Below are 12,613 nucleotides of genomic sequence, written 5' to 3' on the forward strand. Positions count from 1 at the left end.
TCGCCGACCCCGAACACGCGCTTGTACCGTTCGACTTCCGCCTGGGGGCCCATCGCTTTGTTGGGATTGTCGCTGAGCTTGACTGTCGGTTTACCGTTGGCCTGTACGGCTTTGCAGACCAGTGAAAACGGGGCGAGGGTGTCGCCGTCGGTGAGGCCTTTGAAGTCGTTGGTCAGCATGGTGCCCCACCCAAAGGAGACGCGGGTGCGGCCTTGGAATTGTTGGTGGAGGCCCACGATCTTGTCGACGTCGAGGCCGTCGGAGAAGATGACCAGTTTTTCGCGCGGGTCTTCGCCGCGGCTTTGCCACCAGCGGATGGCGCGTTCGGCAGCGGTGGCGGGGTCGCCGCTGTCCACGCGGATACCGGTCCAGCCGGCAAGCCAGTCGGGCGCGTTGTCGAGGAAGCCTTGCGTGCCGTAGGTGTCGGGCAGGATGATGCGCAGGTTGCCGTCGTGTTCGTCGTGCCAATCGCTGAGCACGTCATAGGGGGCCTGCGCGAGGGCGGCGTCGTTTTCGGCCAAAGCGGAATAGACCATGGGCAGTTCGTGGGCGTTGGTGCCGATCGCCTCAAGATCGCGGTTTTTGGCGATCAGACAGTTGGAGGTGCCGGGGAAATTGTCACCCAAACCTTCCTGCATGGCCTGAACGCACCAATCCTGCCAGAGGAAACTGTGGCGGCGGCGGGTGCCGAAATCCGCGACGCGAAGACCCTCAAGAGGTTGAAGACGTTCAATCTTTTCCCAAAGCTTGGTCATGGCGCGGGCGTAGAGGACCTGCAGTTCGAACTTGCCCATTTCGCCCAGAACGGCGCGGCCGCGCAGCTCCATCAGGATGGCGAGCGCGGGGATTTCCCAGAGCATCACCTCCGGCCAGCTGCCTTCGAAGGTGAGTTCGTACTGTCCGTCGCGTTTTTCCAGATGGTAGGGGGGCAGACGCAGGTTTTCGAACCAGTCCATGAATTCGGGGCTGAACATCTGGCGTTTGCCGTAGAAGGTGTTGCCGCGCATCCAGGTGCTTTCGCCACGGGTGAGCGAGAGAGAGCGGACGTGGTCAAGCTGTTCGCGCAATTCCCCTTCGTCCACAAGGTCGGCCAGACGGATGGATTTTGTCCGGTTGATCAGGCTGAAGGTCACCTGGGTGTCCGGTTTGTTGCGAAACACCGACTGGCACATCAGCAATTTATAGAAATCGGTGTCGATGAGGGAACGAACGATCGGGTCGATCTTCCAGCGGTGGTTCCAGACGCGGGTTGCGATGTCGACCATTTTAGTCCTCCCTAAGGCTGAGCACGTTAGAGCAAACCGGAGGGGCTGTTGCAATGAAGATGACGCGGATGTTGACCGCCGTGGAGGCCCATGCGGAAGGCGAAGGCGGGCGGGTGATCACAGGCGGGATGCCGGTGTTAAAGGGCGCGTCTGTCTTCGAGAAGATGCGATATATGGAGGCGCATCACGACGATATCCGGCTGTTGATGCTGCGTGAGCCGCGGGGCAATCCGGCGCTGTGCTGCAACGTGATTGTGCCGCCGTGTGATCCGACGGCGGACGCCGGTTTCATCGTGATGGAACAAACGGAATATGCGCCGATGTCAGGATCGAACGCCATTTGTGTGACGACCGTTTTGCTGGAGACCGGGATGGTGCCGATGGTCGAACCGGTGACGGCCTTGCGGCTGGAGGCACCGGCGGGCGTCATCGAGGTGCGTGCAACCTGTCGGGATGGCAAGGTGAGGCGGGTCGAATTTGACAACGTTCCGGCCTTCGTGGCCCATCTGGATGTGCCGCTGGAGGTGCCGGGATTTGGCACGGTGGATGTCAGTATCGCATGGGGCGGGATGTGGTTTGTCATCGCCGAAGCCAGCGCGTTCGGCATTGACCCGACGGCAGAAAATGGCGGGGCCTGCGTGCGGGCGATCGAGGCCATGCGTCACGCGGCGGTGGAGCAATATCCGGTGAGCCATCCTGAAAACCATGATCTGCGGGGGCCGACCATCGGACAGATTGTGGCCCCGCCGATTGACGCGGGCACCCACGGGCGTGGTGCGATTTCGGTGTCATCCGGGCCCTTCGATCCGGCGCGACCCGAGGCGTTGACCGGCGCGTTGGACCGGTCCCCCTGCGGGACAGGCACATGCGCGAAGATGGCGGTTTTGCACGCGCGTGGGGAATTGGCGGTGGGAGAGGATTATGTGAATGCGTCGCCCATCGGGACCCGGTTCACGGGCCGGATTGAGAGGGTCACAAAGGTGGGCGACTTTGACGCGATCGTGCCCAGCTTGTCCGGGCGCGGCTGGATTGCCGGTGTGTCGCAATGGATGCTGGACCCGACGGACCCGTTTCCGACGGGGTTCACGATTGGGGATATTTGGGGGTGAACCCTAGTTCATCCGCGCGGTGTGCTGATCCAGCGGGGTGCCGACAAGGGACTTAAGCAACCCGTCATCCAGACGTTCCTTGAACGCCACGCCGGCCTTGGATTCCGTGGCCCATCGCACCACGGCGTCCACGCTTTTGCTTTTGAAGTTGAGCGTCACTTTTTCACCCACCCGCAGGGGTTTTTCGCCCACGACACCGGCGCCCGATTTGCTGACGTTTTCAAGAATGAAATGGCGGCCGAACCCGCGGGCGGCAAGGATGATGGGTGAATGGGCGGGCAATCTGGGTTCACGCGGAATCATCGAAATCTCCTTTCGGTTTATCACCGGTGTAGGGACGACTTCTTAAAATCCGGTAATCAGACGAGGGTCACGCCGGCCTTTGCCATGCCCGTTTTTGCAGCCTCAAGAGAGCCGTCAAAATCAATCGCGCGGCACAGGTCCAGACGGACGGTTGCGGCAAAGCCCAGTCTGGCGGCGTCCACGGCGGAGTAGTTAACGCAGAAATCTGTCGCGAGGCCTACAAACGTCAGATCGGTGATGCCACGGGTGCGTAGATATCCTTCGAGGCCCGTGGGGGTCTGGTGGTCGTTTTCAAAAAACGCCGAATAGCTGTCGATAGCGGGGTTGTGCCCCTTGCGGATGATCAGATCAGCGCGGGTGGTGTTGAGGTCCGCGTGGAACTGCGCGCCGGTGCTGCCTTGCACGCAATGATCCGGCCAGAGAACCTGCGGACCATAGGGCATCTGGATCAGGGTCATGGGGTCGGCGTTATGACTGGTCGCAAAGGAGCTGTGGCCCGCCGGGTGCCAATCCTGCGTCAGGATGATGGCGTCAAAATCGTCCATGAGAGCATTGATCGGGGGCACGATCCGGTCGCCCTCTGCCACGGCGAGCGCCCCGCCGGGGCAAAAATCATTTTGGACGTCGATGACGATAAGGGCGTGCATTGGGGGGCCTCCGGTCAAGATTGGGTGCCGCTATCCTACGGGTTGAGCGGTCGGGCGCAACGGCGTAAAGGGGACGCCATGTATACGGTTGCAGCACTTTATCATTTCACGCGGTTTGACGATCCGGCGGCCCTGAAGGGGCCGTTGGCAGCGGTTTGTTGTGGCAACGAAGTCATGGGCACGCTGTTGTTGGCGCGTGAGGGGATCAATGGCACGATCGCGGGATCGCGCGCAGGGATTGATGCGGCGCTGGCCCACATCCGCACCCTGCCCGGTTGCGCCGATCTGGAGTGGAAGGAAAGCACGGCGAGCGTGCCGCCCTTCAACCGCATGAAAGTTCGCCTGAAACGCGAGATCGTGACCATGGGTCAGCCGGATGTAGACCCGACAGCCGCCGTGGGCCGCTACGTGGCACCCGAGGACTGGAACGCATTGATCGCCGCCCCCGATGTGGCTGTTATCGACACGCGCAACGATTACGAGGTGGCGATTGGCACCTTTGACGGGGCCATTGATCCGCAGACCAAAAGCTTCGGTGAATTTCCCGCGTGGTGGGAGGCCAACAAGGACCGGTTTCACAACAAACGGATCGCGATGTTCTGCACGGGCGGTATCCGCTGCGAAAAGTCGACAAACTTCCTGATCGGTCAGGGTGTGGAGGAGGTTTATCACCTGAAGGGTGGTATTCTGAAGTACCTTGAAGAGGTCCCCAAGGACGACAGCACGTGGGACGGCGAATGTTTTGTCTTTGACGCGCGGGTCAGTGTGGGGCACGGGTTGGAGGAAGGCCCGCATGTGCTGTGCTACGCCTGCCGCAGGCCATTGCTGCCCGAAGACCGCGCGCGGCCCGAGTACGAAGAAGGCGTATCGTGCCATCAGTGCGCCGATGAGACGTCGGACGCCGACAAGGCCCGCTTCCGCGAACGCCAGAAACAGATCGCGCTGTCAAAGGCGCGGGGCGAAAATCACGTGGGCCCCAAAGTCTGACTGGCCATCGTGCGTGATTTAGGGTGAGGTCTGCCCAAAGGAGACACGCCCATGATCACGCCCGAACTGCTCGCCACCATCCGGTCGAAATTCGCCCATGTGGACGCGTGTCCGTTTCAGGGCCCGCGGGTGTTTTTCGAGAACGCAGGCGGGGCGCTGACGCTTAAGGCCGCCGTAGAGACATCGGCGCGGTTTGCCGCCATTCCCGACAATCAAGGGCGCGATAATCCGGCGGCCCATGCGTTGATGGGCATTATCGCCGAGGCAAAGCTGGCAGCGATGGAATGGTTCAATGCGCCCGGCGGTCAGGTGTTCGTCGGTGAAAGCGGGACGGAACTGTTGTTCCGCCTGATCCGTACAGCAGTTGCCGGGACATCGGGCGGGGTGCTGTTGGGGTCCACGGTAGAACACCCGGCATCGCGGTCCGCCATGGCCCATTGGGCGGACAAATTCAGCCGCGATTACCGGCTGGTGGCCCATGACGACGCATTGGGTCTGGTGACGGCGGATGCCTACGCAGCGGCGGTCACGCCGGACACGAAAGTGGCGACGATCCTGCACACCTCACCCGTGACAGGGATGGGCATGGATCTGCCGGCCATTTCGGCGGCGATCCGGGCCGTGGCACCGGAGTGTTTTATTATCGTGGATGGCATCCAGCATGCGTCCCACGGGTTGGTCGACCTGACGGCGGCGGATGTGGATGGCTATGTCGTATCGCCCTACAAGGTCTTTTCCCGACACGGGTATGGGGTGGCATGGGTGTCCGACCGGCTGACGGAGCTTGGACCGGAGCAGTTGACCGGCGGGCCGCAAAACGCGTGGGAATTCGGCACGCGGGACACCGGTGCCTATGCAACGTTCCATGACGTCGTCGATTACTTTGACTGGCTTGGCGGGCAGGTCGGAGAAGCGGAGACGCGGCGTGGCCGTATCGAGGACGCGGGTGCCGCGATCAAGGCCCATGAACACGATTTGTGTGCCGCTATGCTGCACGGGGTTGGAAACCTAAAGGGATTGGCAGACTATGACGGGGTGACGGTGATCGGTGGCACCCAGAACCCGGCGCGCGAGGGGCTTGTGTGTTTCTATGCTGATGGCCACAAGGCGGCAGACATCGTTGCGGCCCTGAATGCCGAAGGCGTGCGGACCCATGTGCGCAAGGCAGACCACTACAGCGGAAACATCCTGACGCCCCTAGGGCAGGATGCAGCGGTGCGGGTGTCAATGTGCCACTACAACAGCAAGGCGGAGGTCACCCGCTTCCTGTCCGTTTTGGCCGATATCTTGTAAGCGGGCCGCCCGTTTCGGGGCGACCCGCGTTCTGTCAGGCCGCCGCTGCGGCGTCGTCCAGTTTTGGGTAATCGGTGTAACCCGCCTCATCCCCACCGTAGAACGTGTCCTGATCCGCCTCTGCCCAATCCGCACCCTGACGGATACGTTCGGGCAAATCGGGGTTGGAGATGAAGGGCCGTCCGAAGGTCACGGCGTCTGCGTGACCGTTTTCGATAGCGTCTTCCGCGCGGTCTTGATCGTACCCCCCATTGGCGATGTAGAGCCCCGAAGAGAAGTTCTTGCGCAGGGTCTGCGCCAGCTTGCCATCGCTTTCGTTACCGGGGAAATTTTCGACCACATGCAGGAAGGCAATCTGTTCATCGCTCAAGGCGCTGTAGATTTGCGCAAAATGCCCTTCGGGATCGCTGTCAGACATATCGTGGGCCTGTCCCAAGGGAGACAGCCGGACGCCGATGCGGCCGCGTTCCCAATGGGAGGCCACGGCACCGATCGCCTCACGCAGGATGCGCAGGCGGTTTTCCAGTGATCCGCCATAGGCATCGTCGCGTTGGTTGACACCGTCCTGCAGGAACTGGTCCAGCAGGTATCCATTGGCTGCGTGAACCTCGACCGCATCGAAGCCGGCCTGTTTGGCAAGGCGGGCGGCGCGTTCGAACTGGCCTATCACCTCGTGAATGCCGTCGATGGTCAGGGCATCGGGTTTCGAGGTGTCGGTAAAGCCGTCGGATGTGAAGGTCTGGGCGTCTGCGGCGACATCCGTCGACGACACCGGATTGCGGCCCTCAGGCAGAACAGAGGTGTGACTGATCCGGCCCACATGCCACAGCTGGATGCACATGCGTCCGCCAGCGGCATGGACCGCGTCGTTGATCTTGCGCCAGCCTGCGACCTGTTCGTCGGTATGGATGCCGGGCGTCTGGATATAGCCCTTGCCCATCGGATCAATCTGGGTGGCTTCCGTCCAGATCATGCCTGCGGTGGCACGCTGGGCGTAGTAATCTGCAGATTTTTCCCACGGGACACCGTCGTCATGGGCACGGTTGCGCGTCAAAGGCGCCATCAGAACGCGATTGGGCAGTTCGATCGGACCCATCGCAAGCGGTTTGAGGAGGGGGGATGTCATCGTTGCGGCCCCCTTATTTTGCGTCGACGTCGTGATAGGGCGCGGTGGCGTCCTGCGCGTCGTCGGCGTGATTGACGTCTCCGTCGCCGGACCAATCGCCCTCAAGCCGGATGGCGTCTTTCATCTCGGGCGGGAGTTCGCGGGCCAGATCGGCCACCGGTGGATCGTCGCGGTCCACCTCTTCGGTGCGGATGTCGCGGCTTTCACCGGGTGTTACGATGCTGAGGCCCTGAGCCTCGGCTGTGCTGTCGGGCTGGGTGCTGTCTGTTGTTTTATCTACCATGGGACGTCTCCTTTGGAGAGCCAACCCGTGGCAGGCCAAAAGGTTCAGAGGAAACGCCGGTTCCCCCCACCCTTTCTTCGATTGAACCGGACCTTCCGACCAGGGGCCAGGTCCTTAACGCAAGTTTTGGCCTATCAAAAATCGAGGTTTTCGACAGACAGTGCGTTCTGCTGGATAAATTCACGGCGCGGTTCGACCACGTCGCCCATCAGCTTGGTGAACAGATCGTCAGCCTCTGCCACATCTTCGACCTTGACCTGCAGCAGGGTCCGCGCGTCGGGATCAAGCGTTGTTTCCCACAACTGGTCCGGATTCATCTCACCCAGACCTTTGTAGCGTTGGAGGGACAGGCCGCGTTCGCCTTCCTCAAGGATCGCTTTGAGCAGATCGAGGGGGCCGTAGATGTTTTGCACACGGTCCTTGCGGATCAGCGTGGCAGGTTGCGAATAGACGTCCTGCAGATGCCGGGTGAAGGAGCCGGATTTGCGCGCTTCCCCCGACCGCATCATCGGGCCGTCCAGCGTGCGGACTTCTTCGACCCCGCGCAGAATACGCGTCAGGCGGATGCCTTTGTCTTGTGTGATCCGGCCCTGCCAGCCGCGTTCCCATTCCAGAGCGATAAGGTCCAGACGGGCGGCAACACGATCCGCCACGCCCTGCAGATCGTTGTCCACGGCACCGGATACAAACGCGCCTGCGATGGCCGCCTGTTCAAGAATGTGGCGGGGGTAATGGGTCGGGAAAGCGTCAAGAACACGTTTCAGGCGCCCTGCCTCATCCACAACACGGCGCAGATCGGCACCGGTGATTTCTTCGCCGTTGCCCTGCCGCAGCATCGCGCCTTCAACGCCCTGTTCGGTCAGGTAATTGTCCATGGCGGCCTGATCTTTCAGATAGACCTCGGATTTGCCACGGCTGACCTTATAAAGCGGCGGTTGCGCGATGTAGAGGTGCCCGCGTTCGATCAGCTCCGGCATCTGCCGGAAAAAGAATGTCAGCAGCAAGGTGCGGATGTGCGCGCCGTCCACGTCAGCGTCGGTCATGATGACGATCTTGTGGTAACGAAGTTTGTCGATATTGAATTCGTCGCGGCCAATGCCCGTGCCCAGCGCCATGACAAGGTTGCCAATCTCTTGGCTGCCCAACATCCGGTCAAACCGCGCGCGTTCGACATTCAGGATTTTACCTTTCAGCGGCAGGATCGCCTGCGTGGACCGGTCACGGCCCGTCTGGGCAGAGCCACCGGCGCTGTCACCCTCGACAAGGAAAACTTCGGTCTTGGACGGGTCTTTTTCCGAGCAGTCTTTCAATTTCCCTGCGAGGAAATTCACATCCATCGCCGTCTTGCGGCGGGTAAGTTCGCGCGCCTTGCGGGCGGCCTCACGGGCGTGGGCGGCTTCGATGATTTTGCCCACGACTTCACGGGCGATGGCGGGGTTTTCCTCAAACCACTCGGCCAGCTTTTCGTTCATCAGGGATTCCACCGCCGGGCGGACCTCGGAACTGACCAGTTTGTCCTTGGTCTGGGAGGAGAATTTCGGATCGGGCACTTTGACCGACAGCACGCAGGTGAGACCCTCACGCGCGTCATCGCCGGTGAAGCTGACCTTTTCCTTTTTCGCGATGCCGCTGGACTGCGCGTAGTTGTTGATGGTGCGGGTCAGGGCCGCGCGGAAACCGGCCATGTGCGTGCCGCCGTCGCGCTGGGGGATGTTGTTGGTAAAGGGCAGCACCATTTCGTTGTAGCTGTCGTTCCACCACATGGCGACTTCGACGCCGATGTCGTCCTTTTCACCGACCACGTAGATCGGTTCGGGGATCATCGCGGTTTTGCTGCGATCAAGGTATTTGACGAATTCCTTAACGCCACCTTCGTAGTACAATTCGGACCGCAGGGGTTCGGCAGGGCGTTCGTCCTCGACAATAATGCGCGCGCCGGAATTCAAAAACGCCAGTTCGCGCAGACGCTTTTCGAGGGTTTCGAAGGAATAGTCACGGTTGGAGAACGTCTCGAGTGACGCCATGAAACGCACTTCGGTTCCGGTGCGGTCGCCCGCGTCGCCCACGACCTCAAGGTGCTTGACGGTATCGCCCCGTTCAAACCGTGCGATGTGTTCCTTGCCATCGCGCCAGATCCGCAATTCAAGCCAATCTGACAGCGCGTTCACCACCGATACACCCACCCCGTGCAGACCGCCGGAGACCTTGTAGGAATTGCTGTCGAATTTACCGCCTGCGTGCAGCTGGGTCATGATCACTTCGGCGGCTGAGACGCCCTCTTCCTCGTGGATGCCCACAGGAATACCGCGCCCGTTGTCGCTGACCGAAACGGATCCGTCGGCGTGAATTTTGACGTTCACCGCATCGGCGTGACCGGCCAATGCCTCATCAATGCCGTTGTCGACAACTTCGTAGACCATATGGTGCAAACCGGAGCCATCATCGGTGTCGCCGATATACATGCCCGGACGCTTGCGCACAGCCTCTAGGCCCTTGAGAACCTTGATGGAATCGGCGCCGTATTCTTCTGGTTGCTGCTGCTCGTCGGCCATGTCGGACCCTTTGTGTTTTGTTCGCTATTTTATAGCGATTTTACAAAGGATTGTCACGCGAACGGGGCACATTTTGTGGGGTTACGTAAGGGGGATCACAAGGCCCACGCAGATCATCAGAACACCTGCCGTAATGTTCATCCGCCGCACGGATTTGGGAGAGGTCAAAAGGCGGCGGACCCGGTCGATCATGGCGGCCATCGCAAGGTTGCCCACAAGCGGAACAAGGGCCGACATGGAGGCCACGGCGATGATATCGGCGGTGGTGAACGCGCCCAAATCGAAGAAGCCGGGCAACATGCCCATGTAGAACAAAATAGCCTTCGGATTGCCGAGGATCACGGCAAGGCCCGCCACAAAACCGGCCCAGACACCGGGACGGGTGAGGCGGCTGTCGGCGCGGGAAAGGTCCTTGTCGGCGGATTTGAGGATCAGGTAGCCCATCAGGATGAATGTGGCACAAGCCACCCATTTCAGCGCCTGTAACGTGCCCGGATACTGGTCAACGACCCACGCCATGCCAAGGACCGCAAACAGCGACCACAGCACGTCGCCGATCACCACCCCCATGGTCAGCGGCCATGCGGCGGCGAACCCGCCCGACAGTGCGCGGGCAATCAGGCCGACCCAAACCGGACCGGGTGTCAGAAACAGAATGGCAAGGGCTCCTGCGTACAGGGCGAGTTCTGTAAGCGTGATGGTCATGATTGCACCGTCTGTGAAATGCCGTCTGTGTCCGTCACTTCGACGGATTGGGCGCGCGGGCCAAGTTCTGCAAAAAGCTCGGGTCCGGTCCCGGTCATGAACGCCTGCGACTGCAATGCTGTGATCTCATCATAAAGGGCGGCGCGACGGCCGGCATCAAGGTGGGCTGCAACCTCGTCCAGCAACAAGATGGGGGCGGCGCCGAAATCATCACGCAGCGCACGGGCATTGGCAAGAATGAGGGAAATCAAAAGCGCCTTCTGTTCCCCCGTGGAGCAATCCTTGGCCGCGACAGACTTTGCGGCAAAGACCGCGCCCAGATCGGACCGGTGGGGGCCCACAAGCGTGCGCCCGGCGCGCATATCGGCCGGACGGCTGGCGGCAAAGGCAGCACGCAAGGCATCCGCGTCTGACGGGTCATCACACCCGTCGGCCACCAGATGGGTCAAAGTCGCGGTCGGAAAGGCGGTTTCTGCAGCGTCCTGTGCCTGTTCCAGACGGGTCAGGGTATGACTGCGGCTGGCGTGAATTCTGGCCCCTGCCTCGGCCATCTGACGTTCCAGTGCGGTGTACCAATGGGGATCGCGCACCATATCCTTGAGCAGGCGATTGCGTTCACGCATGGCTTTGTCATAGGCCAGAACAGCCTCGGCATGGCCGGGATCGAAGCTGAGCGTGGCGCGGTCCAGGAACCGGCGACGTCCATCCGCGCCCTCGATCCAGAGGCGGTCCATGGCAGGGATCAGCCACAGCACGCGCGAAATCTTTCCAAGGGCGGTCTGGGGCGCCGACTTTCCGTCGATTTTTGTCTGACGTGACGCGCCCGCATCTGACCACGTCTCGATCTCGTGACCCTGCGAGAGGGAGGTGAGGTCGGCAGTGACCTTCCAGCCCAGCGCCTCGGGCCGGCGGGTCATGTCCTCGGACGAGGCGCGGCGCAGACCGCGCCCGGGCGACAGAATAGACACCGCTTCAAGAATGTTGGTCTTTCCCGCGCCATTGGGGCCATGAATGGCGACCGGCCGTGCGTCCAGATCAAGGGCCGCACGTTTGTGAGACCGGTAATGCGACAATGTCAGGCGGGACAGATACAAACCCGTCATGGCGCGCGGGTCCCCTGTTCATCTGGCCCGAAAAACTCCCGCCGGAGGCAGAACAAAATTCGCGAATTTTGTTCACACCGCCGACATGCGAGACGGTCAATCACACGCGCATGGGCATGACGACATAGACGGCGGAGGTGTCGTTGCCTTCGCGCATAAGCGTCGGATCGCCGGAGGAGTTGAACATGAAGACCGCATTTTCGCGATCCACCTGGGACGCGATCTCGAGGAGGTATTTGGCGTTGAAGCCGATTTCCAGCCTCTCGTCGCCGTAGGCCACGGCCAGTTCTTCTTCTGCAGCGCCGCTGTCGGGGGCGTTGACAGACAGGATCAGACGGTCCTCGTCCAGCTGCAATTTCACCGCACGGGACCTCTCGGATGACACAGTGGCCACACGGTCCACGGCTTTGGCAAATTCGGAGGCATCGACCTCAAGCTTGCGGGTGTTTCCCTGCGGGATGACACGGGTATAGTCGGGGAAGGTGCCGTCGATGACTTTGGACGTCAGGGTGATGTCGGGGGTCGCGAAACGGATCTTTGTTTCGGACACGGACACCGCGATTTTCATATCGTCATCGTCCAGCAGCTTGCGCAACTCGCCCACGGTTTTGCGCGGCACGATGACGCCCGCCATGTCTTCGGCACCGGCGGGCAGTTCGGCGTCAATACGGGCCAGACGGTGACCGTCGGTGGCCACACACCGCAGGACCTTGCCGCCGTCGGCCTCGGACACATGCATGTAGACGCCATTCAGGTAATAGCGGGTTTCCTCGGTCGAGATTGCAAATTTGGACTTGTCGAACAAGCGACGCAGGACCGGTGCAGGGGCCGAGAAATTCGCGGCATAATCCGAGGATGCCATGACGGGGAAGTCTTCTTTCGGCAGGGTCGCCAGCGAGAAGTTGGACCGGCCCGCCTCAATCGTGAGACGGCCCGAGGCGCTGTCTTCGGTCAGCGTCACCAGAGCGCCGTCAGGCAGTTTGCGCACGATTTCATTGAGGGTGACAGCGGACACCGTCGTGGCGCCGGCGCGTTCGACCTGCGCGGGGGCTTTGTCGACCACTTCGATGTCCAGATCGGTGGCGCGGAAGGTGGCATCGCTGCCTTCGGCTTCGATCAGCACGTTGGCCAGGATCGGGATGGTGTTGCGGCGTTCGACGACCGACTGGGCTTGCGCCACGGCCTTGAGCAGTGTTGCGCGTTCGATGCTGAGTTTCATGGCCCTGTCTCCGTCAATCAT

12 protein-coding genes are annotated in these 12,613 nt (G+C 61.2%); 3 read left to right on the forward strand and 9 right to left on the reverse strand.

Translation table 11 applies throughout. The features are described 5' to 3' along the window. The coding region (pncB, locus tag QZ653_RS04970; protein ID WP_296418164.1) for a nicotinate phosphoribosyltransferase at positions 1-1,265 on the reverse strand (1,265 nt) is incomplete at its 3' end. Positions 1,266-1,324: 59 nt separating this feature from the next. Here pncB and QZ653_RS04975 point away from each other — a divergent pair. Next, positions 1,325-2,374, forward strand: a complete 1,050-nt coding sequence (locus tag QZ653_RS04975) for a proline racemase family protein (RefSeq protein ID WP_296418166.1) — start codon at positions 1,325-1,327, stop codon at positions 2,372-2,374. 3 nt (positions 2,375-2,377) lie between these two features. Here the strand turns inward: QZ653_RS04975 and QZ653_RS04980 are convergent, their stop codons facing one another. Together QZ653_RS04980 and pncA are read right to left on the reverse strand one after the other, a co-directional pair. Continuing rightward, positions 2,378-2,677 (reverse strand): PilZ domain-containing protein, encoded by a 300-nt coding sequence (locus tag QZ653_RS04980; protein ID WP_296418168.1) that lies wholly within the window; start codon positions 2,675-2,677, stop codon positions 2,378-2,380. A gap of 56 nt (positions 2,678-2,733) precedes the next feature. Then, the gene (gene pncA, locus QZ653_RS04985) at positions 2,734-3,324 is read right to left on the reverse strand and encodes a bifunctional nicotinamidase/pyrazinamidase (protein WP_296418170.1); all 591 of its coding nucleotides are present in this window, start codon (positions 3,322-3,324) and stop codon (positions 2,734-2,736) included. 78 nt (positions 3,325-3,402) lie between these two features. Here pncA and QZ653_RS04990 point away from each other — a divergent pair, with 78 nt between their 5' ends. Next, on the forward strand, positions 3,403-4,311 hold the full coding sequence (locus QZ653_RS04990; protein ID WP_296418172.1) for a rhodanese-related sulfurtransferase: 909 nt from the start codon (positions 3,403-3,405) through the stop codon (positions 4,309-4,311). Between the two features lie 51 nt (positions 4,312-4,362). Beyond that, positions 4,363-5,604 (forward strand): aminotransferase class V-fold PLP-dependent enzyme, encoded by a 1,242-nt coding sequence (locus QZ653_RS04995; protein ID WP_296418175.1) that lies wholly within the window; start codon positions 4,363-4,365, stop codon positions 5,602-5,604. A gap of 34 nt (positions 5,605-5,638) precedes the next feature. Here the strand turns inward: QZ653_RS04995 and QZ653_RS05000 are convergent, their stop codons facing one another. From QZ653_RS05000 to dnaN, 6 genes are all read right to left on the reverse strand, one after another. After that, positions 5,639-6,730: an alkene reductase gene (locus tag QZ653_RS05000; protein ID WP_296418177.1), complete on the reverse strand. Its 1,092-nt coding sequence runs from the start codon at positions 6,728-6,730 to the stop codon at positions 5,639-5,641. A gap of 13 nt (positions 6,731-6,743) precedes the next feature. Then, the gene (locus tag QZ653_RS05005) at positions 6,744-7,013 is read right to left on the reverse strand and encodes a hypothetical protein (RefSeq protein ID WP_296418179.1); all 270 of its coding nucleotides are present in this window, start codon (positions 7,011-7,013) and stop codon (positions 6,744-6,746) included. Between the two features lie 134 nt (positions 7,014-7,147). Beyond that, a complete protein-coding gene (gene gyrB, locus QZ653_RS05010) occupies positions 7,148-9,565 on the reverse strand; it encodes a DNA topoisomerase (ATP-hydrolyzing) subunit B (RefSeq protein WP_296418181.1) in 2,418 nt (805 codons plus the stop codon). Between the two features lie 81 nt (positions 9,566-9,646). Further along, entirely contained in the window at positions 9,647-10,270 is a 624-nt protein-coding gene (locus QZ653_RS05015) for a LysE family translocator (protein WP_296418183.1), read from the reverse strand. After that, the gene (gene recF / locus QZ653_RS05020) at positions 10,267-11,373 is read right to left on the reverse strand and encodes a DNA replication/repair protein RecF (protein WP_296418185.1); all 1,107 of its coding nucleotides are present in this window, start codon (positions 11,371-11,373) and stop codon (positions 10,267-10,269) included. The genes QZ653_RS05015 and recF overlap by 4 nt, the downstream gene beginning before the upstream one ends. 100 nt (positions 11,374-11,473) lie before the next feature. Then, positions 11,474-12,592: a DNA polymerase III subunit beta gene (gene dnaN / locus QZ653_RS05025; RefSeq protein WP_296418187.1), complete on the reverse strand. Its 1,119-nt coding sequence runs from the start codon at positions 12,590-12,592 to the stop codon at positions 11,474-11,476. Positions 12,593-12,613 lie beyond the last annotated feature (21 nt).

Source organism: Pseudooctadecabacter sp. (genome assembly GCF_020627745.1).
Lineage (GTDB): Bacteria > Pseudomonadota > Alphaproteobacteria > Rhodobacterales > Rhodobacteraceae > Octadecabacter.

Bases quoted from the DNA above. Each gene is read 5' to 3' on its own strand.
- QZ653_RS04975 (WP_296418166.1), top strand. From the start codon at position 1,325: ATGACGCGGATGTTGACCGCCGTGGAGGCCCATGCGGAAGGCGAAGGC.
- QZ653_RS04980 (WP_296418168.1), bottom strand. From the start codon at position 2,677: ATGATTCCGCGTGAACCCAGATTGCCCGCCCATTCACCCATCATCCTT.
- pncA (WP_296418170.1), bottom strand. From the start codon at position 3,324: ATGCACGCCCTTATCGTCATCGACGTCCAAAATGATTTTTGCCCCGGC.
- QZ653_RS04990 (WP_296418172.1), top strand. From the start codon at position 3,403: ATGTATACGGTTGCAGCACTTTATCATTTCACGCGGTTTGACGATCCG.
- QZ653_RS04995 (WP_296418175.1), top strand. From the start codon at position 4,363: ATGATCACGCCCGAACTGCTCGCCACCATCCGGTCGAAATTCGCCCAT.
- QZ653_RS05000 (WP_296418177.1), bottom strand. From the start codon at position 6,730: ATGACATCCCCCCTCCTCAAACCGCTTGCGATGGGTCCGATCGAACTG.
- QZ653_RS05005 (WP_296418179.1), bottom strand. From the start codon at position 7,013: ATGGTAGATAAAACAACAGACAGCACCCAGCCCGACAGCACAGCCGAG.
- gyrB (WP_296418181.1), bottom strand. From the start codon at position 9,565: ATGGCCGACGAGCAGCAGCAACCAGAAGAATACGGCGCCGATTCCATC.
- QZ653_RS05015 (WP_296418183.1), bottom strand. From the start codon at position 10,270: ATGACCATCACGCTTACAGAACTCGCCCTGTACGCAGGAGCCCTTGCC.
- recF (WP_296418185.1), bottom strand. From the start codon at position 11,373: ATGACGGGTTTGTATCTGTCCCGCCTGACATTGTCGCATTACCGGTCT.
- dnaN (WP_296418187.1), bottom strand. From the start codon at position 12,592: ATGAAACTCAGCATCGAACGCGCAACACTGCTCAAGGCCGTGGCGCAA.